The 22,177-nt window shown below is 65.1% G+C and carries 26 protein-coding genes, 2 tRNA genes, 2 rRNA genes and 1 pseudogene; 18 read left to right on the top strand and 13 right to left on the bottom strand.

The genetic code is table 11. From position 1 onward, the window contains the following. The 3 genes from C492_RS04110 to C492_RS04100 all read left to right on the top strand — a co-directional run. Window positions 1–1,812, top strand: a 23S ribosomal RNA gene (locus C492_RS04110); the annotation flags it as partial. A gap of 121 nt (window positions 1,813–1,933) precedes the next feature. Beyond that, window positions 1,934–2,034: ribosomal RNA gene (gene rrf / locus C492_RS04105) — 5S ribosomal RNA — on the top strand. Window positions 2,035–2,241: 207 nt separating this feature from the next. Further along, window positions 2,242–2,317: transfer RNA gene (locus C492_RS04100), tRNA-Cys, on the top strand. Between the two features lie 201 nt (window positions 2,318–2,518). On the opposite strand, the gene C492_RS04095 is transcribed toward C492_RS04100, so the two are convergent. The 3 genes from C492_RS04095 to C492_RS24440 form a co-directional block, all read right to left on the bottom strand. Then, window positions 2,519–2,592, bottom strand: a tRNA-Lys gene (locus C492_RS04095). A gap of 67 nt (window positions 2,593–2,659) precedes the next feature. Further along, on the bottom strand, window positions 2,660–3,352 hold the full coding sequence (locus C492_RS04090; RefSeq protein ID WP_049892691.1) for a DUF7119 family protein: 693 nt from the start codon (window positions 3,350–3,352) through the stop codon (window positions 2,660–2,662). Between the two features lie 57 nt (window positions 3,353–3,409). Continuing rightward, window positions 3,410–3,547, bottom strand: a complete 138-nt coding sequence (locus C492_RS24440) for a hypothetical protein (RefSeq protein ID WP_167939225.1) — start codon at window positions 3,545–3,547, stop codon at window positions 3,410–3,412. A gap of 450 nt (window positions 3,548–3,997) precedes the next feature. Between C492_RS24440 and C492_RS04085 the strand changes: the two genes are divergently transcribed. From C492_RS04085 to C492_RS04050, 8 genes are all read left to right on the top strand, one after another. Next, entirely contained in the window at window positions 3,998–4,492 is a 495-nt protein-coding gene (locus C492_RS04085) for a ferritin-like domain-containing protein (RefSeq protein ID WP_008420724.1), read from the top strand. Between the two features lie 275 nt (window positions 4,493–4,767). Continuing rightward, the gene (locus C492_RS04080) at window positions 4,768–6,222 is read left to right on the top strand and encodes a sodium-dependent transporter (protein WP_083898739.1); all 1,455 of its coding nucleotides are present in this window, start codon (window positions 4,768–4,770) and stop codon (window positions 6,220–6,222) included. Next, window positions 6,222–6,539, top strand: coding sequence for a hypothetical protein (locus C492_RS04075; RefSeq protein ID WP_008420720.1), 318 nt, complete (start codon window positions 6,222–6,224; stop codon window positions 6,537–6,539). Before C492_RS04080 ends, C492_RS04075 begins: the two co-directional genes overlap by 1 nt. A gap of 38 nt (window positions 6,540–6,577) precedes the next feature. Next, window positions 6,578–7,051, top strand: coding sequence for a ribosomal protein S18-alanine N-acetyltransferase (rimI, locus tag C492_RS04070; protein WP_008420719.1), 474 nt, complete (start codon window positions 6,578–6,580; stop codon window positions 7,049–7,051). 46 nt (window positions 7,052–7,097) lie between these two features. After that, a complete protein-coding gene (locus C492_RS04065; RefSeq protein WP_008420716.1) occupies window positions 7,098–7,511 on the top strand; it encodes a DUF5810 domain-containing protein in 414 nt (137 codons plus the stop codon). A gap of 25 nt (window positions 7,512–7,536) precedes the next feature. Beyond that, window positions 7,537–7,953 (top strand): DUF5809 family protein, encoded by a 417-nt coding sequence (locus tag C492_RS04060; RefSeq protein WP_008420715.1) that lies wholly within the window; start codon window positions 7,537–7,539, stop codon window positions 7,951–7,953. 59 nt (window positions 7,954–8,012) lie between these two features. After that, window positions 8,013–8,579 carry an NUDIX hydrolase gene (locus C492_RS04055; protein WP_008420713.1) on the top strand — a complete coding sequence of 189 codons (567 nt, stop codon included), beginning with the start codon at window positions 8,013–8,015 and terminating at the stop codon, window positions 8,577–8,579. Between the two features lie 134 nt (window positions 8,580–8,713). Then, complete coding sequence (locus tag C492_RS04050; RefSeq protein WP_008420711.1) at window positions 8,714–9,085, top strand: rhodanese-like domain-containing protein; 372 nt, start codon at window positions 8,714–8,716, stop codon at window positions 9,083–9,085. 132 nt (window positions 9,086–9,217) lie between these two features. Here C492_RS04050 and yciH read toward each other — a convergent pair whose 3' ends face one another. From yciH to C492_RS04035, 3 genes are all read right to left on the bottom strand, one after another. Next, a complete protein-coding gene (gene yciH / locus C492_RS04045) occupies window positions 9,218–9,511 on the bottom strand; it encodes a stress response translation initiation inhibitor YciH (RefSeq protein ID WP_005553381.1) in 294 nt (97 codons plus the stop codon). Window positions 9,512–9,675: 164 nt separating this feature from the next. After that, complete coding sequence (locus C492_RS04040; RefSeq protein WP_008420701.1) at window positions 9,676–9,870, bottom strand: cold-shock protein; 195 nt, start codon at window positions 9,868–9,870, stop codon at window positions 9,676–9,678. Window positions 9,871–9,944: 74 nt separating this feature from the next. Beyond that, window positions 9,945–10,160: a DUF7573 domain-containing protein gene (locus C492_RS04035; RefSeq protein ID WP_008420700.1), complete on the bottom strand. Its 216-nt coding sequence runs from the start codon at window positions 10,158–10,160 to the stop codon at window positions 9,945–9,947. A gap of 89 nt (window positions 10,161–10,249) precedes the next feature. Here C492_RS04035 and C492_RS04030 point away from each other — a divergent pair, with 89 nt between their 5' ends. After that, window positions 10,250–10,444: a hypothetical protein gene (locus C492_RS04030; protein ID WP_008420698.1), complete on the top strand. Its 195-nt coding sequence runs from the start codon at window positions 10,250–10,252 to the stop codon at window positions 10,442–10,444. A gap of 18 nt (window positions 10,445–10,462) precedes the next feature. Here the strand turns inward: C492_RS04030 and C492_RS04025 are convergent, their stop codons facing one another. Both C492_RS04025 and C492_RS04020 read right to left on the bottom strand, forming a co-directional pair. Beyond that, a complete protein-coding gene (locus C492_RS04025) occupies window positions 10,463–11,470 on the bottom strand; it encodes a 5,10-methylenetetrahydromethanopterin reductase (RefSeq protein ID WP_008420696.1) in 1,008 nt (335 codons plus the stop codon). Further along, entirely contained in the window at window positions 11,467–12,237 is a 771-nt protein-coding gene (locus C492_RS04020; protein WP_008420695.1) for a coenzyme F420-0:L-glutamate ligase, read from the bottom strand. Before C492_RS04020 ends, C492_RS04025 begins: the two co-directional genes overlap by 4 nt. A 112-nt stretch (window positions 12,238–12,349) precedes the next feature. Here C492_RS04020 and C492_RS04015 point away from each other — a divergent pair, with 112 nt between their 5' ends. Then, window positions 12,350–13,675 (top strand): NUDIX domain-containing protein, encoded by a 1,326-nt coding sequence (locus C492_RS04015; RefSeq protein WP_008420693.1) that lies wholly within the window; start codon window positions 12,350–12,352, stop codon window positions 13,673–13,675. A 49-nt stretch (window positions 13,676–13,724) separates the two neighbouring features. Next, complete coding sequence (locus C492_RS04010; protein WP_008420692.1) at window positions 13,725–14,018, top strand: GNAT family N-acetyltransferase; 294 nt, start codon at window positions 13,725–13,727, stop codon at window positions 14,016–14,018. A 164-nt stretch (window positions 14,019–14,182) separates the two neighbouring features. Here the strand turns inward: C492_RS04010 and C492_RS22085 are convergent, their stop codons facing one another. Beyond that, complete coding sequence (locus C492_RS22085; RefSeq protein ID WP_083898738.1) at window positions 14,183–14,416, bottom strand: HTH domain-containing protein; 234 nt, start codon at window positions 14,414–14,416, stop codon at window positions 14,183–14,185. Window positions 14,417–14,495: 79 nt separating this feature from the next. Between C492_RS22085 and C492_RS22080 the strand changes: the two genes are divergently transcribed. Together C492_RS22080 and ddh are read left to right on the top strand one after the other, a co-directional pair. Then, window positions 14,496–15,872 carry an IS200/IS605 family transposon protein TnpB gene (locus C492_RS22080; RefSeq protein ID WP_008420690.1) on the top strand — a complete coding sequence of 459 codons (1,377 nt, stop codon included), beginning with the start codon at window positions 14,496–14,498 and terminating at the stop codon, window positions 15,870–15,872. Window positions 15,873–15,979: 107 nt separating this feature from the next. Further along, entirely contained in the window at window positions 15,980–16,909 is a 930-nt protein-coding gene (ddh, locus tag C492_RS04000) for a D-2-hydroxyacid dehydrogenase (protein WP_008420688.1), read from the top strand. Window positions 16,910–17,036: 127 nt separating this feature from the next. Here the strand turns inward: ddh and C492_RS03995 are convergent, their stop codons facing one another. From C492_RS03995 to C492_RS03980, 4 genes are all read right to left on the bottom strand, one after another. Beyond that, a complete protein-coding gene (locus C492_RS03995; protein WP_008420686.1) occupies window positions 17,037–17,753 on the bottom strand; it encodes a DUF2270 domain-containing protein in 717 nt (238 codons plus the stop codon). 127 nt (window positions 17,754–17,880) lie between these two features. Next, window positions 17,881–18,666, bottom strand: a complete 786-nt coding sequence (locus tag C492_RS03990) for an SDR family oxidoreductase (RefSeq protein WP_008420685.1) — start codon at window positions 18,664–18,666, stop codon at window positions 17,881–17,883. A 51-nt stretch (window positions 18,667–18,717) separates the two neighbouring features. Next, window positions 18,718–19,176 carry a Tfx family DNA-binding protein gene (locus tag C492_RS03985; RefSeq protein WP_008420683.1) on the bottom strand — a complete coding sequence of 153 codons (459 nt, stop codon included), beginning with the start codon at window positions 19,174–19,176 and terminating at the stop codon, window positions 18,718–18,720. 137 nt (window positions 19,177–19,313) lie between these two features. After that, window positions 19,314–19,808, bottom strand: a complete 495-nt coding sequence (locus C492_RS03980; protein ID WP_008420681.1) for a TRAM domain-containing protein — start codon at window positions 19,806–19,808, stop codon at window positions 19,314–19,316. 186 nt (window positions 19,809–19,994) lie between these two features. Between C492_RS03980 and C492_RS03975 the strand changes: the two genes are divergently transcribed. Together C492_RS03975 and C492_RS03970 are read left to right on the top strand one after the other, a co-directional pair. Beyond that, complete coding sequence (locus C492_RS03975) at window positions 19,995–20,786, top strand: electron transfer flavoprotein subunit beta/FixA family protein (protein ID WP_008420679.1); 792 nt, start codon at window positions 19,995–19,997, stop codon at window positions 20,784–20,786. Further along, window positions 20,783–21,816: pseudogene (locus tag C492_RS03970) on the top strand (electron transfer flavoprotein subunit alpha/FixB family protein). The gene C492_RS03975 and the pseudogene C492_RS03970 overlap by 4 nt, the downstream one beginning before the upstream one ends. The last annotated feature ends 361 nt before the right edge of the window (window positions 21,817–22,177 follow it).

Raw genomic sequence — 22,177 nt, 5'->3', positions numbered from 1 at the left:
AACCCAGCGCCGGGTTAAGGTCCCCAAGTGTGAATTAAGTGCGATCGAAGGTGGTCTCAAGCCCTAGACAGCCGGGAGGTGAGCTTAGAAGCAGCTACCCTCTAAGAAAAGCGTAACAGCTTACCGGCCGAGGTTTGAGGCGCCCAAAATGATCGGGGCTCAAATTCACCACCGAGACCTGGCCACACTCTTGATGGAGTGATTGCGTAGGTCGGCGTTCTGTTCGGGTGGAAGCACGGACGAGAGTTCGTGTGGACCGTTCAGTAACGACAATCCTGGTCATAGTAGCAGCGTTAGTCGGGTTGAACCCCCGACGGCCGAACGAGTAAGGGTTCCTCAGCAATGCTGATCAGCTGAGGGTTAGTCGGTCCTAAGTCTCACCGTAACTCGACTGAGACAACAGGGAAACAGGTTAATATTCCTGTACCAGTGTGAACTCAAAGCTGACGCTTTGGGGCCGCCGCTGCCGGGCCTTCGCCCGGTCGAACAGTCGAANACCCAGAGCCCGTGAAAAAGCAATCACACTGTCCGTACCGAGATCCGACACAGGTACTCATGGCAGCGAAAGCCAAGGCCCGTCGGGAGTAACCGACGTTAGGGAATTCGGCAAGTTAGTCCCGTACCTTCGGAAGAAGGGATGCCTGCCCCGCAATGGGGCAGGTCGCAGTGACTCGGGCGCTCCGACTGTCTAGTAACAACATAGGTGACCGCAAATCCGCAAGGACTCGTACGGTCACTGAATCCTGCCCAGTGCGGGTATCTGAACACCCCTTACAAGGGGACGAAGGACCCGTTAACGGCGGGGGTAACTATGACCCTCTTAAGGTAGCGTAGTACCTTGCCGCTTCAGTAGCGGCTTGCATGAATGGATCAACGAGAGCGCCACTGTCCCAACGTTGGGCCCGGTGAACTGTACGTTCCAGTGCGGAGTCTGGAGACCCCCAAGGGGAAGCGAAGACCCTATAGAGCTTTACTGCAGGCTGTCACTGAGACGTGGTCGCCATTGTGCAGCATAGGTAGGAGGCGNCATTGAAATACTACCCGATGGTGACTGCGACTCTCACTCCTGGCGGAGGACACTGGTAGCCGGGCAGTTTGACTGGGGCGGTACGCGCTTGAAAAGATATCGAGCGCGCCCCAAGGTTTCCTCCCCCGCGTCGGAGACGCGGGAAAGAGCGCAAGAGCAAACGGAAGCCTGACAGTGTCCGGCACAACGACGGACGCTGACGCGAAAGCGTGGTCTAGCGAACCAATCATCCTGCTTGATGCGGGAGATTGCTGACAGAAAAGCTACCTTAGGGATAACAGAGTCGTCACTCGCAAGAGCACATATCGACCGAGTGGCTTGCTACCTCGATGTCGGTTCCCTCCATCCTGCCCGTGCAGAAGCGGGCAAGGGTGAGGTTGTTCGCCTATTAAAGGAGGTCGTNGTGGCTTGCTACCTCGATGTCGGTTCCCTCCATCCTGCCCGTGCAGAAGCGGGCAAGGGTGAGGTTGTTCGCCTATTAAAGGAGGTCGTGAGCTGGGTTTAGACCGTCGTGAGACAGGTCGGCTGCTATCTATTGGGGGGGTTATGGTTCCTGACGGGAACGTTCGTATAGTACGAGAGGAACTACGAATGGGTGCCACTGGTGTACCGGCTGTTCGAAAGAGCACGTGCCGGGCAGCCACGCACCACGGGGTAAGAGCTGAACGCATCTAAGCTCGAAACCCACCTGGAAAAGAGGAACCACCGAGATCACTCGTAGAAGACGAGGTCGATAGACTCGGGGNTTGAGCCCGCGAGCACTAACTGATCGAGCCACACATTCATCAACGCATTCGGATCACAGTGCCCGGAAACGGGTCCGGACGCAAACTGGACTACACGTACACACTGGTCTTCGAGACCGATACTGGAGTTAGGCGACGGTTCGATTCCGTCGATCGGCATTCAGGCGGCCACAGCGGCGAGGTGCCTCCCGTACCCATCCCGAACACGGAAGATAAGCTCGCCTGNGGAGACCCTCTGGAAACACCGATTCGCCGCCACCACTCATACTCAGTTTCAGCCCGCACAGCGCCCGCTGTGTGGGCTTTCCGTATTTATTGAAGAACGTTAAGGTGTAGTCGTGAAGACTCGACGATTAAGCATCTACTCGTTCCATGGTAACAGCTCGAGACGTGGATTCGAATAGCAGTCGAACCTGTGTCGGCTCGTACCGCTATATTTAAACGACCGCAGTGATAACTGAGAACCGCGCCAAGGTGGCAGAGTCCGGCCGAACGCAGCGGCCTGCAGAGCCGCCCACCGCCGGTTCAAATCCGGCCCTTGGCTTCTTACGCGTTACCACTTGAGATGGGTCCGGTTTCCCATCCTTCTATCCTGCGTTCAAATCCCTACCTATCGCTCATGAATGGTCCGGACGTGATTTGAACACACGGTCGGACGTGCTCACTCCGTTGCGCGCGATCTCCCTGCGTTCAGATCCCGCCGGTTCCGATGCTCGCCGCTCGCGAATTTGCTCGCGGCGAGAAGCGGGCCGGGCGCGATTTGAACACGCGACCGTCTGGTTAAAAGCCAGACGCTCTGCCAGACTGAGCTACCGGCCCTTCGGTTTCTACTTTTGGGGAGTACCGGTTAAACGTTTCTCTCTCGAGCCGTGGCAGCGCGCACACCTCAGTTGAGGAATTCCTCGAGCGCGGCCGCGACGAGTTCGCCGGGTTCGGCGTCGTCGATCGATGCGGTACGGCGCAGATCGCGGTAGGTTTCGGGGGGGAGCACGAGTTCGATACGGCCGAGTTCGACGTCATGCTCTTCGAGCGCCTGGGCGATCGGGACGCCGTCGTTGACGGCACTGGCGACGCTGCGGACCTCCCGGACGGTGAGGCTGCCGTCGAGTGTCGCCCAGGCGAGGAGGAGGCGTGCCTCGCCGCCGACCCGGGCGATGTGCTTGGCGGCCGTCGGCGCGATACGGCCGAGCGCAACCTGTTTCCGAACCGACCGCGGAAGGTCGTGGACGCGGGCCCACTTGCGGATGAACGAGACGGTCGCGGTCCCGCCAGCGCGTTCGGCTGCGGCCTTGTAGGATCCTTCGCCGCGAACGAGCGCCGCACAGGCGGCGGCGCCGCGAAGCATGTACAGGTGGTCGTCGTTGGTGTCGCCGCTCGCGAACTGGCGGACAGTGTCCGCGGCGTCGGCGAGGCGGGCTGGATCGTCGGGATCGAACTGGACGGCCTCGCGAGCGTGAGATCCGGCGACCGATTCATCCCCTCGAATAACCGGCGATCCCACTGGTGATTCCCGATCCGTCGGGATCGGGTCCCCGTCCCTGTCGCCTCGAGAGCGGTCCCTCGTGCGATCGTTAGTCATGACACAACTGAGGGGCGGTAGAGCCAAAAAGAGCGAGGTTCCGTCGGGCGGATCCTCTCATTCGTTTCGCTTTTCGGCGAGATGTTCCCAGATTTCGGTGCAGCCAGCTCCTTCCTCGATATCGTCGAGGTGCGAATCGTCCAAATCGTCGTCCTTTTCGGTCGGTTCTGGCTTGCAATCCGGGACGTTTGGCATGGATCCGTATTCGGTAGCCGGAGAGATAAGTACCGCTTCAGCCGCAAAGGATACCCATGCTCACCCCTCTCGGAGAATGGTGCCGGTATCTCGGATCAGCTGGTAGCTGATAACCGTCCGAGCGTCCCCTCGAGTGGTCCCGATAGGTCGGGCTCCCGAACCGGAACTGACGGTTAATCGGCCCTTCCGACCGACCCGTCGTGTTGCAGGGTGCCTCGAGCAGGTTCCGTTCGAACCGTCTCGGAAGGAGGCACGACCGAAAGAGGAGGCAAATGAAGCCGGTAAACCGGCGGGAGAGATGACCGACTCGGTTTGCTCGCCTCGGACGATCGAAGTGACGACGCCGCGGTTAGCAGCTCTGGCCCGTGCGAGCCAGCGATCGACGGCTCGTCGCCTGCCCTCGCAGGGAGTCGGCTTTTTCGTCTAACCGGCGGAGTCGCTTCTGGTACGATGACCGTAGATACGATACAGAAGCTGTTCGAGCACGGTCTCGAGGACATCTATCACGCCGAGCACGAGTTGCTCGACGCGCTCGAGAACCTCGAGGAGAACACCGAACGGGAGGAGATTTCGTCGGCGTTTTCCGAGCACCGGTCGGAGACGGAAGAGCACATCGACCGTCTCGAGGAGGTGTTCGACATCTTCGGCGAGCCGCCGGAGAAAGAGGAGTGCGAGGGGATCAAGGGACTGATCCAGGAGTACGAGGAGTTCGTCGACGAGGATCCCTCCCAGGAGGTGCTCGATTACCACAGCATGGCCGCCGCGGAGAAGACCGAACACTACGAGATCGCGGCCTACGGCAACCTCATTCCGCTCGCGGATCAGCTCGGAATGGACGAAGCCGCCGATCTCCTCGAGGAGAACCTGCGGGAGGAACAGGAGGCGCTCGACGAACTGACGGAGCTGACCGAGTCGTTCGAGATGGACGCCATGCCCGCAGAGTAGCTGTCATGACAGACGATACGAGCGACGAAACCGACGAGGAGACCCAGTACGGCGGAACCGAAGACGAGGAACCCGAGACGTCGATCGACGAGGACGACGAGGAGTAGCCTCGACTCGCTTCGATCGGACCTTTTGCCGGCCGAGCGGGCTTGCGACCGCCTGTTCTCTGCACGCGAGAGCGTCGTCTCGGGGTGGCCGTCTCGTCGATATGCCCCGTGGTGGCACACAACACATATGGTCGTGCTCGAGGTAGTGCCGTTCGGAGGGATACAAGGATGGCAGACGCCAAGACGGCTCGAGCGGAGTGGGGAACGAGATTCGGGTTCCTGATGGCGATGATCGGCGCCATGGTCGGCGCCGGGAACATCTGGCGGTTCCCGTACGTGATGGGAAACAACGGGGGTGGCGCGTTCGTCCTCGCGTTTCTCACCCTGCTGTTCGTCCTCGCAGTTCCCGGACTGATGGCCGAGGTCGCGCTCGGTCGGTACACGAAAAAGGGCATCATCGGCGCGTTCCGCGACGTTCTCGGCCGCGGCGGACTGGTCGGGCTGGGCGTGATCGTGTTGCTGGTCAACGTCGCGTTGATGTCGTACTACTCCCCGCTGATCGGCTGGACGCTGTACTACGCGGTCCACTCGCTGCTGTTTACGTTCACCGCACCCGGGTTCGAAGCCCAGACGTTTCTCGACTCGTTCTTCGCGAACCCGGCGTTGCTGATCGGGCTCCATACCGTCGTGATGGCGTCGGTCGCGGGGGTTCTCCTGCTCGGGATTCGGCGGGGCGTCGAGCGCCTCGTCGTCTACGCCGTCCCCGCGCTCGTGATCGCGCTCGCGATCATGACCGTCCGCGGGCTCACCCTGCCCGGCGCGAGCGAGGGTATCGCGTTTGCGTTCGACGTTCAGTGGGAGTTCCTGCTCCAGGGATCGACGTGGATCGCCGCGCTCGGCCAGGCGCTGTTCTCGACCGGACTCGGCTGGGGAATCGGACTGACCGTCGGGAGCTACCTGCGGGAGTACGACGACGTCCCCCTCGGCGGAGGGGTTTTCACTGCCATCGGCGAGTCGAGTATTGCGATCCTGGCGGCGCTGGCGATTTTTCCCGTCGTCTTCGCGGTCGGCGTCGAACCCGACGCGGGGGCCGGGCTCGCGTTCGTCTCGCTCGTACAGGTCTTCCCCGAGATCCCGCTGGGCGGGCTCGTCGCGATCCTGTTTTTCTTGGGCTTCTTCCTGGCGACGTTTACCTCCGGTGTCGTCATCACCGAAGTGAGCGTCACGACGCTGTCCGAGGAGACCGGCCTGAGCCGAACCCAGACGGTACTCGGGGTCTGCGGAGCGATCTGGCTGCTCGGGATTCCGAGCGCCTACTCTCCCGCGATCCTCGACTACCTCGACTTCGTCTTTGGTAACTGGGGCCTCCCCCTCGCGACGCTCGCCATTATCGGCGTTATCGGGTGGGTCCTCGGTCCGGAGCGCCTTCGATTGCTCGCGGTCAACCGCAACGCCGGCGTTCACGTCGGGAAGTGGTGGGATCCCGTGATCAAGTACGTCATTCCGTCCGTCATGATCTTCATCATGGCCTACTACGCCTGGGAGGATTTTGGGTCGGCAGAGATGATCGGCGGTATGCTCGTCATCGTCCTGCTTCCGATCGTCGGCTACGGGGTGATGTCGGTCCTCGAGGGCCGCGGCGGCGACCCGGGGACAACTGACGTGACGGGGGGTGACGACTGATGGTGTTAACCGCTGATATCCTCGGGATGCTCGCGTTCACACTGGTCGCGTTCTGGGGCGTGGCGTCCTGGGCGCTCGTGCGGACGATGCGCCAGGAGAGTCGGAAGATCGAGCTCCTCGAGGGCCAGGATCGGATCGACACCTACTCGCCGACGGCGCTCGCGGAGCTGCGCGAGTGGATCCAGAACAACCCCGACGACCCGCTCGTCGACGACGCGCGACGGCGACACAACGAGTGCGTCGAGACGCTCGAGGGAACCGACCGTCGGTTCTACGACTGGTCGGACGAGGAAGTCGAGCGCCTCGAGCGGATCTGAGCGGTAGCTCTTTTATCGTTCGAGGCGGTAGACCGAGTGTGACGACGTCGGTCCCGTCCGCAGACGACGAGATTTCGATCCGTCCCGCCGAGCGCGCTGACCTGCTCGCAGTCGTTCGCATCGAGCAGGCGTCGTTTTCCCAGCCCTGGCCCTACGACGCGTTCGAACGCTTTCTCGACGAGCCCGGCTTTCTGGTCGCCGTCGGACCGACGGGTGCGGTCGCGGGGTACGTCGTCGCCAACGTGATCCGCCAGTACGGCCGTAACCGCGGCCACGTCAAGGACATCGCCGTCCTCCCCGACGATCGGGGAAACGGCGTCGGCTCGGCGTTGCTGTCGCGGGCCGTCGCCGTGTTGGTCTCCCACGGCGCCGACTCCGTCAAACTCGAGGTTCGGGAATCGAACGACGCGGCCAAGCGACTCTACCGGCAGTTCGGGTTCGAACCGCTCCGGCGAGTGCCGGACTACTACGGCGACGAGGACGCGATCGTGATGGTCCGAAAGCTCGAGTGAACCCCCTTCGAGGACGTTTTAGGACCGAGGACCGTACCCTTCGAGTATGGGATATCGCTGTCCGGTCTGTGACGCCGAGGAGGCGGACGCGGAACACCTCGCGAACCACCTCGCGATCACCGCCTCGCTCGGTCGTCCGGAACACGAGGCCTGGCTCGAGGATCACGCCCCGGAGTGGGCCGACTGTAGCCCCAAGGAGCTCGGCGCGATCGTCAGCGAGTACGCGGAGACCGTCGAGACGCCCGATTTCGACGACCACGATCACGCCGATCACGGCCGACCGGGCGGACTCGAGGACGGTCTCGCCCACCAGAGCCGCCAACCGGGCCGCGGCTCGATGACGGCCGAGGCCGAGCAGGTGCTTCGGGAGGCCCGGAAACTGACCGAGCAGATGGCCGACGGAACCGACGGCGCTGCTGACGGTAAGGGTGAGTCCGGCACCGAGAACGAAAACGCGTAACTGCCGGACCCGCGAGGATCCTCGTATGGAGACGACGGGAACGTTCACGTTCGAGTCGGCCGCGGAAGCACGCGAGCGCTACGAGTCGGTCGGCCCTGCGGCACAGACGGTCGTCCGCGAGGTCGCGAAGGCGATGGCGTTCGACCGCGAGGAGTACGACGAGCGCGTCGACGGCGACGTCGTCGAGACCGCCCGCGACGCGCTGTTTGCGAGCCTGCTCGAGGTGCGGGTCGGCTCCCGCGAGGAGTACGAGGAGTGGCGCGAGCGCTACGACGGCCAGGTGACCGAGGTCGGCCACGAGCGCGTCGACAGCGTCGCCTGGCACGCCGGACCGACCGGCGAGGCCGTCGCGGCGACGTTCCAGGACGAGGAAGAGGCCGCGGTCGCGACGCTGCGCCGCCAGGCGTTCGGGCGACTCTACCGCGAGGTCATCGAGGACTGACGGCGTCCTCGATCGTGGAGACGATAGCTATTCGCCCCTCGAGCACGCAGCCGTTTTCCATGACCGATATCGACGACTGGGAGCTCGTAGCGGAAGTGACCGAGTACGACACCCCCTGGTACGAGGGCGGCTACGACCGACTTCGACAGCCCGACGGCTCCGAGAAGCGGTACTACTGGGCCGACCTCCCGCCCGCGGTCGTCGTCGTCGCCCGGATCGACGCCGACGTCCTCGAGGCCGACGGGGACGGGGATCGCCTGCTGTTCGTCGAACAGTACCGGCCGACGATCCGCGAGACCCACCTCGAGCTTCCCGCGGGGATCGTCGAGGACGGCGAGTCGTACACGACCGCGGCCGCCCGCGAGCTCGAGGAGGAGACCGGATTTCGCCCCTCGAGTACCGCGCTCCTGCAGGAGTACGCCGTCGCGACGGGCGTCCTGCGTCACGACCGCGGGGTCGTCTACGCCGAGGGTCTCGAACCCGGCGAGCGCGAACTCGACAACAACGAGTTCCTCGAGGTGCGGACGGTTCCGGTCGCCGAGGCCCTGGAGCGCGCTCGCGAGCAGCCCGCCAACGATTCGACCCTGACGGCACTGTTGCTCGCGAAAGAAGAGGGCCTGCTCTGAGACGGATCGCAGTCGGTACCGACGCGTCCGGGACTCGCCAGTCGGGTACGCCGGGGGTCAGCGTCGCCGACTGTCGTGGACGACGCCGACGTGACCCGTGGCGCTTATTCGCGACGCGTCCTAATCCCGGGGCAATGGACGGCGAAATCTCGACGGAGGAGGTACAGGAGCTGGTAGAGTCCGACGCCGACGTCCGCATCGTCGACATCCGCGACGAGCGCAGCTTCGCTCACAGCCAGATTCCGGGCAGCGAGAACCTCCCGTTTCGGGAACTCACCGCCCGCGTCGACGAACTCGAGGGCGCCGATCGCATCGTCACCGTCTGCCCGCACGGAAAGGCGAGCGTCCAGGCCGCCCAGCTCATCGGCTCCTACGAGGGCACCGCCGACGCGCGCGTCGAGAGCATGGCCGGCGGGCTCGAGGAGTACGGCATGAAGTACGGCCTCGTTCGCGGCGAGGACGACGAGCCGGCGGCCGACGCCGAGTCGACGGAGTCGCCGTTCTGAACGCGGTCGCTCGGCGTGGGGCGCGACGAACCGACCGTTCGATGGCTGCCGGTTTCCAAAAAACGGTGGTAGAGAATCGGTGCACGAGACGGTCGCGGGTTCGGAAGTCGTCTCAGAGCATCGCGGGCTGAGTTAGGCGACGTTGAAGCCGCGGTCCCGAAGGAAATCCTCGATGCGACCGGTGTGGTTCCCCTGGAGCTCGATCTGCCCGTCCTCGACGGTGCCGCCGCAGGCGAACTTGGACTTGAGATCCGACGAGAGACTGTCCAGGTCGACGTCCTTCGGATCGAATCCTTCGACGATCGTTACCTCTTTCCCGTATCTGCGCTCGTCAATGCGGATGTTGAGTTGCTGTTGTCCCTTGGCTACGTCCTCGCAGACGCAGAGCTCTTCGGGCAGCCCGCACGTCGAGCAGACTTCCGACATTACGACCAAAAGTACGGAATGGGCATATTAAACACTATCGGGACCTGCGTCCCGTCCCGCGATCCTTTTTATTACGGGTAGCGCCGCGGGGCGGCGGTCGCTCCCGCGCTGGCGTCGCCACTCGAGACGTTACGATCAGAGAACGATACCTCCCTCGTGGCGCCTCAGAGCCGTTCGACGTCGTTCGCCCGCGGGCCCTTCTCGGCTTCCACGATCTCGAACTCGACCTCCTGGCCCTCCTCCAGATCGGGGCCGCCGACGTCCTCCATGTGGAAGAACACGTCCTCGTCCGCGTCCTCGCTTTCGATGAAGCCGTAACCGCCAGTGTCGTTGAAGAATGCGACCGTACCTTTCGCCATTGCAGGTTCATAGAGCCGCGACAGAAACATAAATGTTCGGGGGCGTGCCGCCGCTTCGGCCGTCTTTCGGTCGCTCACCAGGACTTGCAGTCCGAACAGACCAGGTCGCCGTCGTCCCGCCAGACGCGTTCAACCTCGTTCCCGCAGCGTCGACAGGCGTACGATCCCCAGGCGTAGGTCGACAGGTCGGTTCCCGTGTCGCGGGCGCGATCCGGCTCGGACTCGCCGTCCTCTCCGCCGTCGGCGTCGGTCGATTCGGCGAAGGCAGACAGCGTCGCATCGTCGGACATGCCCGGACGTACGTTCGGGGGCGAATTAAGTCCGCTCGTCGGTCGGCGGGATCGGCACCGCCAAGTACCACCCCCGATAACACCCGCCCATGGATTCCGCCGTAGTGATGAACGTTATCGTGGACAACGTTCGAGAGATGACCACACTGTTCACCGACGTCGCGATGGGCGAGGGGCTCGCCCCCCTGCTCGTGCTCGCGGGAACGCTGCTGATCGTCTTCTCGCTGGGCGTCTTCGGCGCGCTGACGGTCGGCGCCGTCGGCAGCCTCTTCACCCCGAACTAACCGCGACCGCTTTTCGGACTACGTCGCGTCCGCAAGCGCTGCGCTCGCCCGTTCGATCGCGTCCTCGAGTTCCGGTCCCAGCGGCGAGCCGACGACGATCCCGTCGACGTGCTCGAGGGCGGCCGCGAAGCGGTCGGCGACCGTGTCGGTCGTACCGGCGATACAGAACCGATCGATCATCCGCGGGGTCACGCGCTCGAACGCCTCGCCCAGGTCGCCGTTCTCGACCGCGTCGCTGATCTCGCTCGCCGCCTCGCGATCGACGTCGTGGCGCTCGAGGACGGGATCGGCCGCCCCGCCGACGATGAAGGCCACGGGGGGACGGGCCGCCTCGCGGGCCGCGTCCTCGTCGGCCGCGACGCTGGTGCTGGCGAACGCGAGCGACTCGAACTCGCCGCGGTCGTCGGAACGCTCGTCGAGCCCCTTCTCGAGCTGTCCCGCGGCCCACTCGAGGTCGTCCGGGTGGGCCGCGTTGATCAGCACGCCGTCGGCGTGTTTCGCGCTCATTCGGAGCATGTGCGGCCCCTGCGCGCCGACGTAGACGGGAAGCTCCCGGGGCTCGAGGTTGAGCGAGGCGTCCCGCGCGGTGAACGTTCCCTCGTGGGTGATCGTCTCGCCGGCCCAGAGGTCACGAGCGACGTCGAACGATTCGAGGACGCGCCGCAGCGGTCGCTCGTGATCGTAGCCCAGGTTCGAGAGCGCGGAGCGATCGCCCGCGCCGATCCCGAAGACGCCGCGACCGTCGCTGACCTCGTCGATCGTCGCGGCCTGGCTCGCGAGCCGCACCGGGTGGGTGTCGTAGGGATTGACGATCCCCGGCCCCAGCCGGATCGTCTCGGTCGCCTCGGCCATCTTCGTGAGCGCGACGAACGGGTCGCGGTTGAAGTAGTGACTGCTCGCGAACGCGACGTCGAACCCCTCGCGTTCGGCCGTCGCGGCGAGCTCGCCCATTCGTTCGGGCGCGTGTTCCGGCGTGAGCTCGATGCCTCGAGTCGTCTCCTCCGTCGGTGTGTCGTAATCAGTCATGGTTCGAAGTCCCATCCCCGCAGCGCCTGGCGAACCAGGTCGTCCTCGACGTCTCGAAACAGCTCGTCGCTCCCCTCGAGGTCGCCGAACGCCCAGTCGCGAACGACGACGGCGGGGGTGCCGTCCGCGCCCTCTCCGGTGACGAGGTTCGCGGCGCTTGCCAGCTCGTCGACCACCGACTGGACGGTGACGCCCAGTTCGCGGCCGTCGCGGTCGGGCTCGCCGCGCCAGTCGCGGCTCGCGGGCAGCCCCGCCCAGCCGAGCGCGACGCCGCGCTGGCCGTGACGGAACGGGCGCCCGCAGGTGTCGGTGACGATCACGGCGACGTCCTCGTGGCCCCGCTCCGCGAGCCCCGCCCGGATGCGCTCGGCGCTTTCCGTCGGTTTTCGCGGAAGCAAGAGGAGATCGTGGTCCGGGACGTTCGAGCGATCGATCCCCGCGTTGACACAGATGTGTCCGAACCGCGTCTCGGTCAGCATGAACGGACACTCGATCAGGAGTTCGGTGCTCTCCTCGAGGACCGCCTGGGCGAACCGGGGATCTTTCTGCTCGCCCGCGACCGACCCGATTCGCTCGGCGAGTTCCGTCGCGCGGCCGCTGACTGGAAACTCCTCGAGGTCCGCCGTCCGTCCCTCGGCCTTCGAGACGACCGTGCTCGCGACGGTGAGTACGTCCCCGGGCTCGAGGGCGGCCCGATCGGCGACGAGTTCGGCGAGGTCGTCGCCGGGACGGACCTCGGGCAGGTCCGTGACCGCTGTCAGTTCCATACCGGAGGGTGGGCGAGCGCCGCCAAAAGCGCACCGTCACCGGAGCTTTCGACCGCCCCCTCGAGCACAACGCTCCGAAAGCGACTCCAGGGGGCCCGCCGTCCGTCCGAGCATGACCGCGACTACCGACGACCGCGACCGATCCCACGTCGTCACCGCTTTTCTGCGCCACCGCGGCGACGTGCTCTTATTGTGCCGCAGCGACGCCGTCGGAACCTACGCGGGCCGGTGGGGCGCCGTCTCGGGGTTCGCGGAGGGCGACCCAGACGAACAGGTCCGCGTGGAGATCCGCGAGGAGACGGGACTCGAGGGCGCGGTTTCGCTCGTCAGTTCGGGTCGGCCCGTCGAGTTCGCCGACGCGGACCTCGATCGGGAGTGGGTCGTCCACCCTTACCTCTTCGACTGCGAGGACCGCGAGGTCGAACTGAGCGAGGAACACGACGCCTTCGAGTGGGTTCCCCCGACCGATATCGCGGTCCCCAACTCAGAGTACGAGACGGTCCCGAAGCTCTGGACGGCCTACGAACGGGTCGCACCGACGGTGCGATCGATCGCGGCCGACGACGAACGCGGCGCGGCCGCCCTGTCGGTCCGGGCGCTCGAGGTCGTTCGCGACCGCGCCGGGCTGCTCGTCGCCGAGCGGGCGAAGGTCGGCGAGGACGCCGCGGCCAACGAGGAGTGGGACGAACTCGCCGAACTCGCCCGTTGGCTGCTCGAGGCCCGCCCGTCGATGGCTGTCCTCCGGAACCGCGTGAACCGAACGATGGCCGACGCCGAGGCCGCGGCCGACACGGACCGAGCCGGCGCTCCCGAGGTGCTGGACGCGGCGCTGGCGGGCGTCGACCGTGCCCTCGAGGCCGATACCGAGGCCGCGGCGACCGCGGCCGACGTCCTCGAGGGCTCCGTTATGACGCTGTCCCGATCGGGCACCGTCCTCGAGGCGATCCAGGCGGGCGCCCCCTCGCGGGTGTTCGTCGCCGAATCCCGCCCCGCCCGGGAGGGCGTCGCCGTCGCCGAGACGCTCGCCGGGGACGTCCCCGTTACGCTCCACACCGACGCGGCCGCGGCTCACCTGCTCGCGACCGAGGACGTCGACCGGGTCCTCGTCGGCGCCGACGCGATCCGGGCCGACGGCGCCGTCGTCAACAAGACGGGTACCCGGACGCTTTCGATCGCCGCCGCGCGGGAGGACGTCCCGGTGACGGTCGTCGCGGCCGCGGACAAGCTCTCGACCCGCGAGGAGCTGAACCTCGAGTCCGGCGACCGTTCGGCCGTGTACGACGGCGACGCCGACCTCGACGTGGCGAACCCGACCTTCGACGTGACGCCAGCCGACTGCGTGAGCGAGGTCGCAACCGAGCGCGGCCGTCTCGACCCGGAAGGGCTCGAGGACGTCGTCGCGGAGCTGCGCGAACTCGAGGACTGGCGGAGCGCGTAGCACCGGTCGACGCACAACGCTTTTCCTGACCGTCGGTATCGACAACCGTATGCCCGGAGCACGGATCCGACGGGGCGAGCGGGTGACGCTGCGGACACTCGAGGACGAGGACCGACCGTTCCTCCAGCGGGCGTACGCGAACCCGGAGATACGGTACCCGCTCGGAACGCCGCTGAAGCGCCGCGGTGACCTCGAGCGCTGGCTCGACGACGACGCCGATCGTCTTCTGATCTGTCTCGACGAGGGACGAATCCGGAAGGATCGATTCGTCGATGGAGCGTACCGAGACACGATTCAGTACGGGTTGCTTCTCGAGGAGTGGTGCGACGACAGGGACCAGTAGTCGAGACGCTCCAGAGCGGCGGTCACCGCTCGACCGGTTCGTGGGGTTTTTGACCGCGACGACCGTAGAATCTCGCGGTGGCGATGACGAAGAGTTACCCCAGCTTAGCCCCTTGTGATGAGAGCTTTCGCTGAGCCACCGTCTTTCTGATACCGATCGTAGTGTTACTCCTCATCCTCCGGCCACCAAACGACAGCTCGAGCGCCGACTTCCTTCCGTTTCACTCGCTCGTCCTCGTGTAATTCGGCGAGTCTGCGAAGGATAGTTTGCTGTGAGACACCTAGTAATTGAGCGAGCTCTGTCCCCGTTGCAACGGGTGCGCTTATCTCTTCGAACGCCGCGAGTACATCGTCTGTGGTGGTTTCACGCGGTCGTCCCGAATCGTCCCCTTCGACCATACTGCTTCCTTGCCACCAGTTGCTCTAATATCCGGCTGATCACCGAAACGCTTTAGTTATGGAACACGTGCTCCATTATGTGAGACGTGTCAATACGTTCGAGATACGTCCGCTTCGGAAACGAGATAGGCTTCTCCTTCTCGAAATTCTTGACGCGTCCGCATCACTCTGGAACGAAATTACATACGACCGTCGTAGTGCGCTCTTTTCCGGTGATGATATCTGGCGATCGGAGACCGACACGTACCGTGACAAGTACAAAGGAACGATCGGAGCCGCAGCCGTTCAACAAATCACTCGTCGCAGCGATGAAGCGTGGCGGAGTTTCTTTGCACTTTGCAAGGAAGATGCAGACGCGAATCCTCCTGGATACTGGAAAGACGACGATCGGCGTGAATTACAGACACTCGTTCGCAACGATCAGTACACCATCGAGTGGGGTGATCGGAGCCGATTAGAAATCCCGGTCGGTCTCGATCTGAAGGAGAAGTGCGGTCTTGGTTACAACGAACGTCTGCGAGTGGAAATTTGTGGTCGTCCGCGATGGGCGGGTGAAAAGGGCCGTCTCGAGATCGTATACGAAAGAGACACTGATTCGTTCAGGGTATACCAACCCGTTACGAACGCAGTTCGAGAGCGGGACGAATCACTGGCTGTTGAGTCAAGCAACGATGGCTCAGTAGCAGCCTTGGACATCGGTGCAAACAACCTCGTTGCCGTTACGACGTCTCGAGGGAAACAACGGCTCTACGATGGCCGATCCCCGTTCCGCCGTTTTCATCGAACGACGGAACGGATTGCAGATCTCCAGGCAGCACTCGGGCCAGGAGAGTGGACGAGTCGTCGGATCCGTCGGCTCTATCGCTATCGCAGTGCTCGTCGGAATCATCTACAGGATGCACTCGTTCGCGATCTTGCCGAGTGGTTCCGTCATCAGGGCGTTGGAACGGTACTCGTTGGAGACCTAGGAGAGCTTTCCTCACATTGGAGTACTCGCGTAAACGAGAAGGTTCACCTCTTTTGGGCGTACGGTAGGTTTCGCCGCCGTTTAAAAGAGGTGCTGGATGAGTGTAGCATCGACGTCAGAGACGTAGATGAACGCGGTTCATCCTCCCGGTGTCCGCGATGTAATGACACGAACGTCCACCGGAACGGAGATGCGTTCCGTTGTCGGGAATGCGGCTTCAATGGCCATAGTGACTTAGCGGCGAGCGAGAACATGCTGCAGCAGTACGCGAGCTACGGGTCGACGGCTCGACCTGCGACCCCAGATCAGAACAGGTCTAGGGAGGGATACCGACAGGTGCCCTGTCTCGAGTGGAACGACCATCGGTGGCAACGCCGCGGTCGGTCGACCAAAGAGAATCTCGCAAACCGGAGTACCCGAAACACGGGGAATATTGCCTCTAGCGAGACGGATCCATCCGAACCGCGTAGAGGAAACCTCGCACAGTAGTGCGAGGAGGAAGTCGACCCCACTGAGCCCCTTTTGACAAAGACCGTCGTCCGAGCCGCCCATCTTCGTGCAAAGCTTGATCCTCGAGTCGTTCGTACCGGTCGGCCGTGCAACCCGACATCGAACGATTAGGCGTACACGAATCGGTCGAACTGGTATTTCCGCCGTCGGAGCTCGCGGAGTACCTCTCGGAGCTTCCCGTCGACGTCGCCGTCGTCGGCGACGACGGGATCGACTCCTGCGACGCCGTCGTCACCCTCGAGCACCGCGACGCCTTCCTCGAACTGGAGTGGGTCCACTCGATTCAGGCCGGCGTCGACCGCTTCCCGTTCGAGGAGTTCGAGGAGCGCGGCGTCCTGTTGACGAACAGCACCGGGATCCACGACCGGTGGGTCGGCGAGACCGTCGCGGGCTACCTGCTCGCGTTCGCCAGACGGCTCCACCGACACGTCGCGAACCAGCAGGATCGGCAGTGGGAGCAACCCGAGTGGGACGACGGCTTCACCCTTCCGGGGACGACCGCCTGCGTCGTCGGCACGGGGACGCTCGGCAGCGGCGTCGCCGAGGTGCTAGGTTCGCTGGGCGTTCGGATCACGGGCGTTCGCCGCTCGGGCGACCCCGCCGAGGGGTTCGAGGCGGTCTACGCGAGCGAGGATCTCAACGAGGCCGTCGCCGACGCCGACTTCGTGATCGTCACGCTCCCGCTGACCGAAGAGACTCGCCACCTGTTCGACGCCGACGTCTTCGCGGCGATGCGCGACGACGCCTACTTCGTCAACGTCGGGCGCGGTCCGGTCGTCGACGAGGACGCCCTGATCGACGCCCTCGAGGCGGACGCCCTCGCGGGCGCGGCGCTCGACGTCTTCGAGACCGAACCGCTTCCGGAGGAGTCGCCGCTGTGGGGGCTCGAGGAGGTGATCGTCACGCCCCACTGCGCAGCTTTCACCGAGGACTACCACCGGGCCGTCGGCGACCTCGTCCGGGAGAACGTCGAGCGGTTCGCTGACGGGGAGGCAGCGACGAACCGGGTCGCCTGACCGGTTACGGACTCGAGCACGGCCGTTTCCCCGTCGTTCGCTGGAAGCGTGCACTCGTCGACGGTGGAGTCGCCGAGACGTCGCCGTACGGCCCCGCGCTCTCCGCGACGCCTGCGGTCGGTCCGGGTTACCGACGTTTCTCGTCCGGGTCCTTCCACTGGCCGGGTTCGACGTCGTGAATTTCGCCCTTCGCCTCGCGCTTCCCCGGCCAGAACGCGATCAGCAGGACTGCGAAGTAGAACCCGGCTAGCGCCGTTGCGACGACCGGTCCTGGAACTCCGGGGAGCTCCGCCGCCTCGGTCCACTGCGCCTCGGGGGTAAAGAGGGTGATCTTCGCGATCCAGGCGAGTCCGACGACGACGAAAAGCAGCGCGTACACCCGCCGGATCCGACGGGAGAGCGCTTCGAGGTACGAGACCTTGAACGTCGGTTGGCGGAGGTCGTCGCCGATCTCCGCCCTCCAGTCCGGATGCTGTTCGACGCTGGCGGGGTCGAAGGCGTTCGCGAAGATGTTCTCCTGGACGAACCGGACTCGAGACCGCCACACGTCGTAGAACCGGTAGCGTCGGACCTCGAAATAGAGAAACATGCCCAGTAGTACCAACCCGATCAACAGGAGGTACGCCGGCATGTCCTGACTCGCGAACACGACCGAAAACAGGGCGGCGATCAGGGTGATCGCCCAGTCGGTCGTTCGGTCGAGCCGATCCTGCGCGCTGGTCGCCTCGGTCACGGTGCCTCGGTAAAAGTGCGGGAGAAGCGAGAGGAACTCCTCCGGGTCGGCGCCGGCTTCGGCCGCAACGTCCTCGTCTGGAGTCTCGGGGCGATCGGGCGTCTCGTCCATGTCGATCGTACGGCTCCGATCGGGATAACGTGCTCTGGGTGCCCAGCGTAGCGGACGATTCCAGTCATCCGTCCCGCTCACTGTTCTACGGGGACGACCGTCGACGGAGGGCGGTTTCGAGACGTCCCTAGCTTCGCAACAGCCCGCCGTCGATCGGCACCTCGGCGCCGTTGACGAAGCTCGCTCGCGGACTCGAGAGGACGGCCACGACCTCGCCGAGCTCCTCGGGGTCGCCGATGCGATCCATCGGGATGTCGCTCGCCATCTCGGCCAGTCCCGACTCGTAGTCGTCGTAGTCGCCGCGCTCGACCCGGGCCTCGACGAGCTCCTCGATGCGGGGCGTCTCGATCGTCCCGGGCAGGACGGCGTTGGCGCGGATCTCGGGGGCGAACTCCCGCGAGACCGTCTTGACCAGCCCGATCACACCCCGGCGCACCGAGTTCGACAGCAGGAGTCCGTCGGCGACCTCCCGGACGGTGCGGGAGGTGATGCAGGTGATCGTTCCGTGCTCGGAGTCGAGCAGGTGCGGGTGGGCCTCCTCGATCGTCCAGACGACGCTCATCACCAGCAGGTCGTAGGCCCGGTACCAGTCCTGTTCGCTCGTCTCGAGGAAGGTCGTGCTCGGGGGGCCGCCCGCGGAAGTGACGAGGTGATCGAGGCCGCCGAAGGTCTCGACGGTCTCACCGACGAGTCGCGAGACGTGATCGGGGCCGGTGACGTCGGCCTCGAGGGCCAGCACCTCTCCGGCCGCGGTCGCCTCGAGCTCCTCGCGGGCGTCCGCGAGCCGTTCGGCGTCGCGGCCGCAGATCGTCACGTTCGCTCCCGCCTCGGCCAGCGCCCGGGCGCTCGCGAACCCGAGGCCGCTCGAGGACGCCGTTACCAGCGCGGTCGTTCCGTCGAGTTCGAGATCCATACCGCGACCGACGGGCGCCCCGTACAAAGCCCTCCGGACTCCGGCATCCGTCTACTCCTGGTGGCGGACCCGGACGACGCCCTCGGCGCTGACGCTGACGGTCAGGGGCGCGGCGACCTGCCGACCCGTGATCGCGGTACCCGCGGCGTCGCTGACGACTTTCATCAGGTCGGGTGCGGTGTGATCGACCTTGACGCCGGCCTCGTCGCAGGCCTCGTAGACGAGCTGTGGAACGTCGTACAGGTCGGTTCCTTCGGGGACCTGGACGCGGACCGGGGACCGGAGCGCCTCCGCGAAGGCGACGGTCTCCCTGGCCTTCGCGACGTTCTCTCGGGCGCTGGCCTCGATCGAGGAGACGTTCGCGCGGGAGGTCCCCAGCGCGTCGGCGATGTCGGCCTGGGAGACGTCCCGTTCGCGCAACGCGAGCACCTGCGCCTGTCGGTAGGTTAACACGCTGTCGTCGGGGTCGAAGCCGATCTCCTCGAGGACGGCCGCGACGTCATCGATCACGGCGATCCCCCTCCGGCGGGGCTCGATGGGGCTCGCGTCGACATACGAAACAGTAGCCGCCGGCGGGGTGAAAGCTTCCACGGTCGCCGACCGCGTCGGCGACGGCTTCGAAAGCGGCTGTCCACTCGAGAGGGTCGTTACGAGCCCCAGAAGTTCTCGCGGCTCCCGAGCCGCTCGCGGTGCGGTTCGGCAGTCTCCTCGTCTACCGAATCCGACGCCGCGTCCGCGTCGTCGTCGGACTCGTCTACGTCGTCAGCATCGTCAGCATCGTCAGCGTCGTCCGCGTCCTCCTCGTCGTCCATCGGCAGCAACTCGAGCTTTTCGGCGCGCGCGTGGTTGCTGTGAACTCGCGTGATCTCGACGCGGGCGCGGGCCTCCGGAAGGACGCCGTCGACCATCACGATGAATCCGTCCTCGGTTCGGCCGACCCCGGCGCCGCTCTCGTGCATGTCGACGACGTCGACGACGACCTCCTCGCTGGGTTTGACGGGCTGGGTCTTCAGGTCCTCGATCGGCTGGTTGTAGTGGTTACACCACTCCTTGCCACCCCGATCGCCGTAGTGTTGACAGCCCATTCCCGAGATGCGCTCGGAGAAGCTCGGGCAGTCGTCAGCGAGTGGACAGTCTGCCATACGGCGTACTACCGGCGGCGTCGTTAAACCGTTTCCGTCTCGAGACTCCCGGTTGGCCCGTCTGTCGGTGGATCCGTCTCGCGGAGCGCGACGCGATCCGGTGTTGTGACGAACGCCGAATCAACTGGAACTTCCTGACACGGTGTTTCGAAAACGTTTACGGGTGGGGCGTACGATCGATAAATGATGAAGATCCTCGTAACGGTCAAGGAGGTCTCGACCGTCGAAGACGAGTTCGAGATCGAGGGGACGACGATCGCCGAGCAGTACCTCGGCGCCGACCTCAACGAGTGGGACGACTACGCCGTCGAGGAAGCCGTCCAGCTCCAGGAAGCGGGTATCGCCGACGAGGTCGTCACGGTGACGATCGGTCCCGAAGAGTGCGAGCAGACGATCCGCCAGGCGCTCGCGAAGGGCGCCGACCGCGCGGTCCGCGTCTGGGACGACGCCCTCGAGGGCGTCGACCTGCTCGACGTCGGCGCGAAAACCGAGATCCTCCGGGCGGTCGTCGACCGCGAGGAGCCCGACCTCGTCCTGACCGGGGTGCAGTCCGGCGACGACAACTGGGGCGGAACCGGCGTCTCCCTCGCCGAAGAACTGGGCTTCGAGTGGGGCGCCGTCGTCAACCACCTCGAGCACGACCTCGAGGACGGCGTCGCCTCGGTCCGGCGCGAACTCGAGGGCGGCGTCGAGGAGCTGACCGAGATCGAGCTCCCCGCGGCGCTGACGATCCAGACGGGGATCAACGAGCCCCGCTACGCCAGCCTGCGCGGGATCCGTCAGGCCCAGCGCAAGGAACTCGACGTCCAGACGCTCGGCGACCTCGGCGTCGACGAGGGCGCCGTCGAGGGCGCGGTGACCGTCACGGACATGTACGAGCCCGAAAGCGAGAGCGACGTTACCCTCTGGGAGGGCAGCGCCGAGGAGACCGCCGCGGAACTCGGCGAACTGCTCCGCGAGAAGGGGGTGGCGCCATGACTGACGTACTGGCGGTCGCGGACCACCGCCGAGGCGAACTGCGCGACGTCAGCTACGAGGTCGTCACCGCGGGCCGCCAGCTGGCCGACGAGACCGGCGGCGAGCTCCACGTCGCGGTCATCAGCGGTCCNGCTACGAGGTCGTCACCGCGGGCCGCCAGCTGGCCGACGAGACCGGCGGCGAGCTCCACGTCGCGGTCATCAGCGGTCCAGTCGAGGACCTCGCCACCAAGCTCGACCGGGAGGGCGTCGACGTCGTCCACACCGTCGAGTACGGCGAGGAGTTCAACCACGACGTCTACACCCAGGTCATCACCCAGCTCTACGACGACCTCGCACCGCAGTACGTCGTCGCGCCAAACAGCGTCAACGGGCTCGACTACGCCCCCGCCGTCGCGAACGCCCTGGACCTGCCGATCGTCACCGACACGGTCGGTCTCGAGGCCGACGGCGACACCTTGACCGCGACCCGGGAGATGTACGGCGGGAAAGTCGAGACGACGAACGAGCTGACGGGCAACGCAGTCGTCACCATCCGCGGGGCCGAGTGGCCCGGCGCCGACGGCACCGGCGACGCCGAGATCCGGGAGTTCCACGCCGAGATCGACGAGGACGCCGTTCGCTCGACGGTGACGGGCTTCGAGGAGGTCGGCGGCGGCGACGTCGACATCGGCGAGGCCGACGTGCTCGTCTCCGTCGGTCGCGGGATCGAGGAAGAGGAAAACCTCGAGATCATCGAGGAGCTGGCCGACGCGCTGGACGCGACGGTTTCCTCCTCGCGTCCGATCGTCGACAACGGCTGGCTGCCCAAGAACCGCCAGGTCGGCCAGTCGGGCAAGGTCGTCACGCCCGACGTCTACATCGCGATCGGTATTTCGGGCGCCGTCCAGCACGTCGCCGGCATGAAGGGCTCGGAGACGATCGTCGCGATCAACACCGACCCCAACGCCCCGATCATGGATATCGCCGACTACGCGATCCACGACGACCTCTTCGATGTCGTCCCCGCACTTACGGAAGAGTTCCAGTAACTGTTCCGCACGAGCGATGCGCGGTTCGAAGTGAGCCCGTGAACGAGAACCGCGACAACCGAACGGACGTGAAGCGTCCGTGAGGGAGCGAGTGCGGTCTTTTTGGTCGGGATTTTTGCACGAGCGGTCACGAACGAAGTGAGTGACCCGAGTGAAAAAAGGTCGTTCTGACGTCGTTCCCGCGCTCACCGCAGAGTTCCAGTAGCCGACCGAACTGTTCGGCGAGGACGTCACGGCGCGGAACTCGAGTCGTCGACAACCGTCACCTACTTTTTCACCCTCTCCTAAGCGCGGGTAATGGAACGGCTCGAGCGCCGACGGGCGCTGATCGAGGAGCGTCTCGTCGCCGTCGTCGACGGGG

The organism is Natronococcus jeotgali DSM 18795 (assembly GCF_000337695.1).
Classification (GTDB): domain Archaea; phylum Halobacteriota; class Halobacteria; order Halobacteriales; family Natrialbaceae; genus Natronococcus; species Natronococcus jeotgali.
Note: the sequence above shows the minus strand (reverse complement) of the source record. Positions and strands in the feature narration are given on the sequence as shown.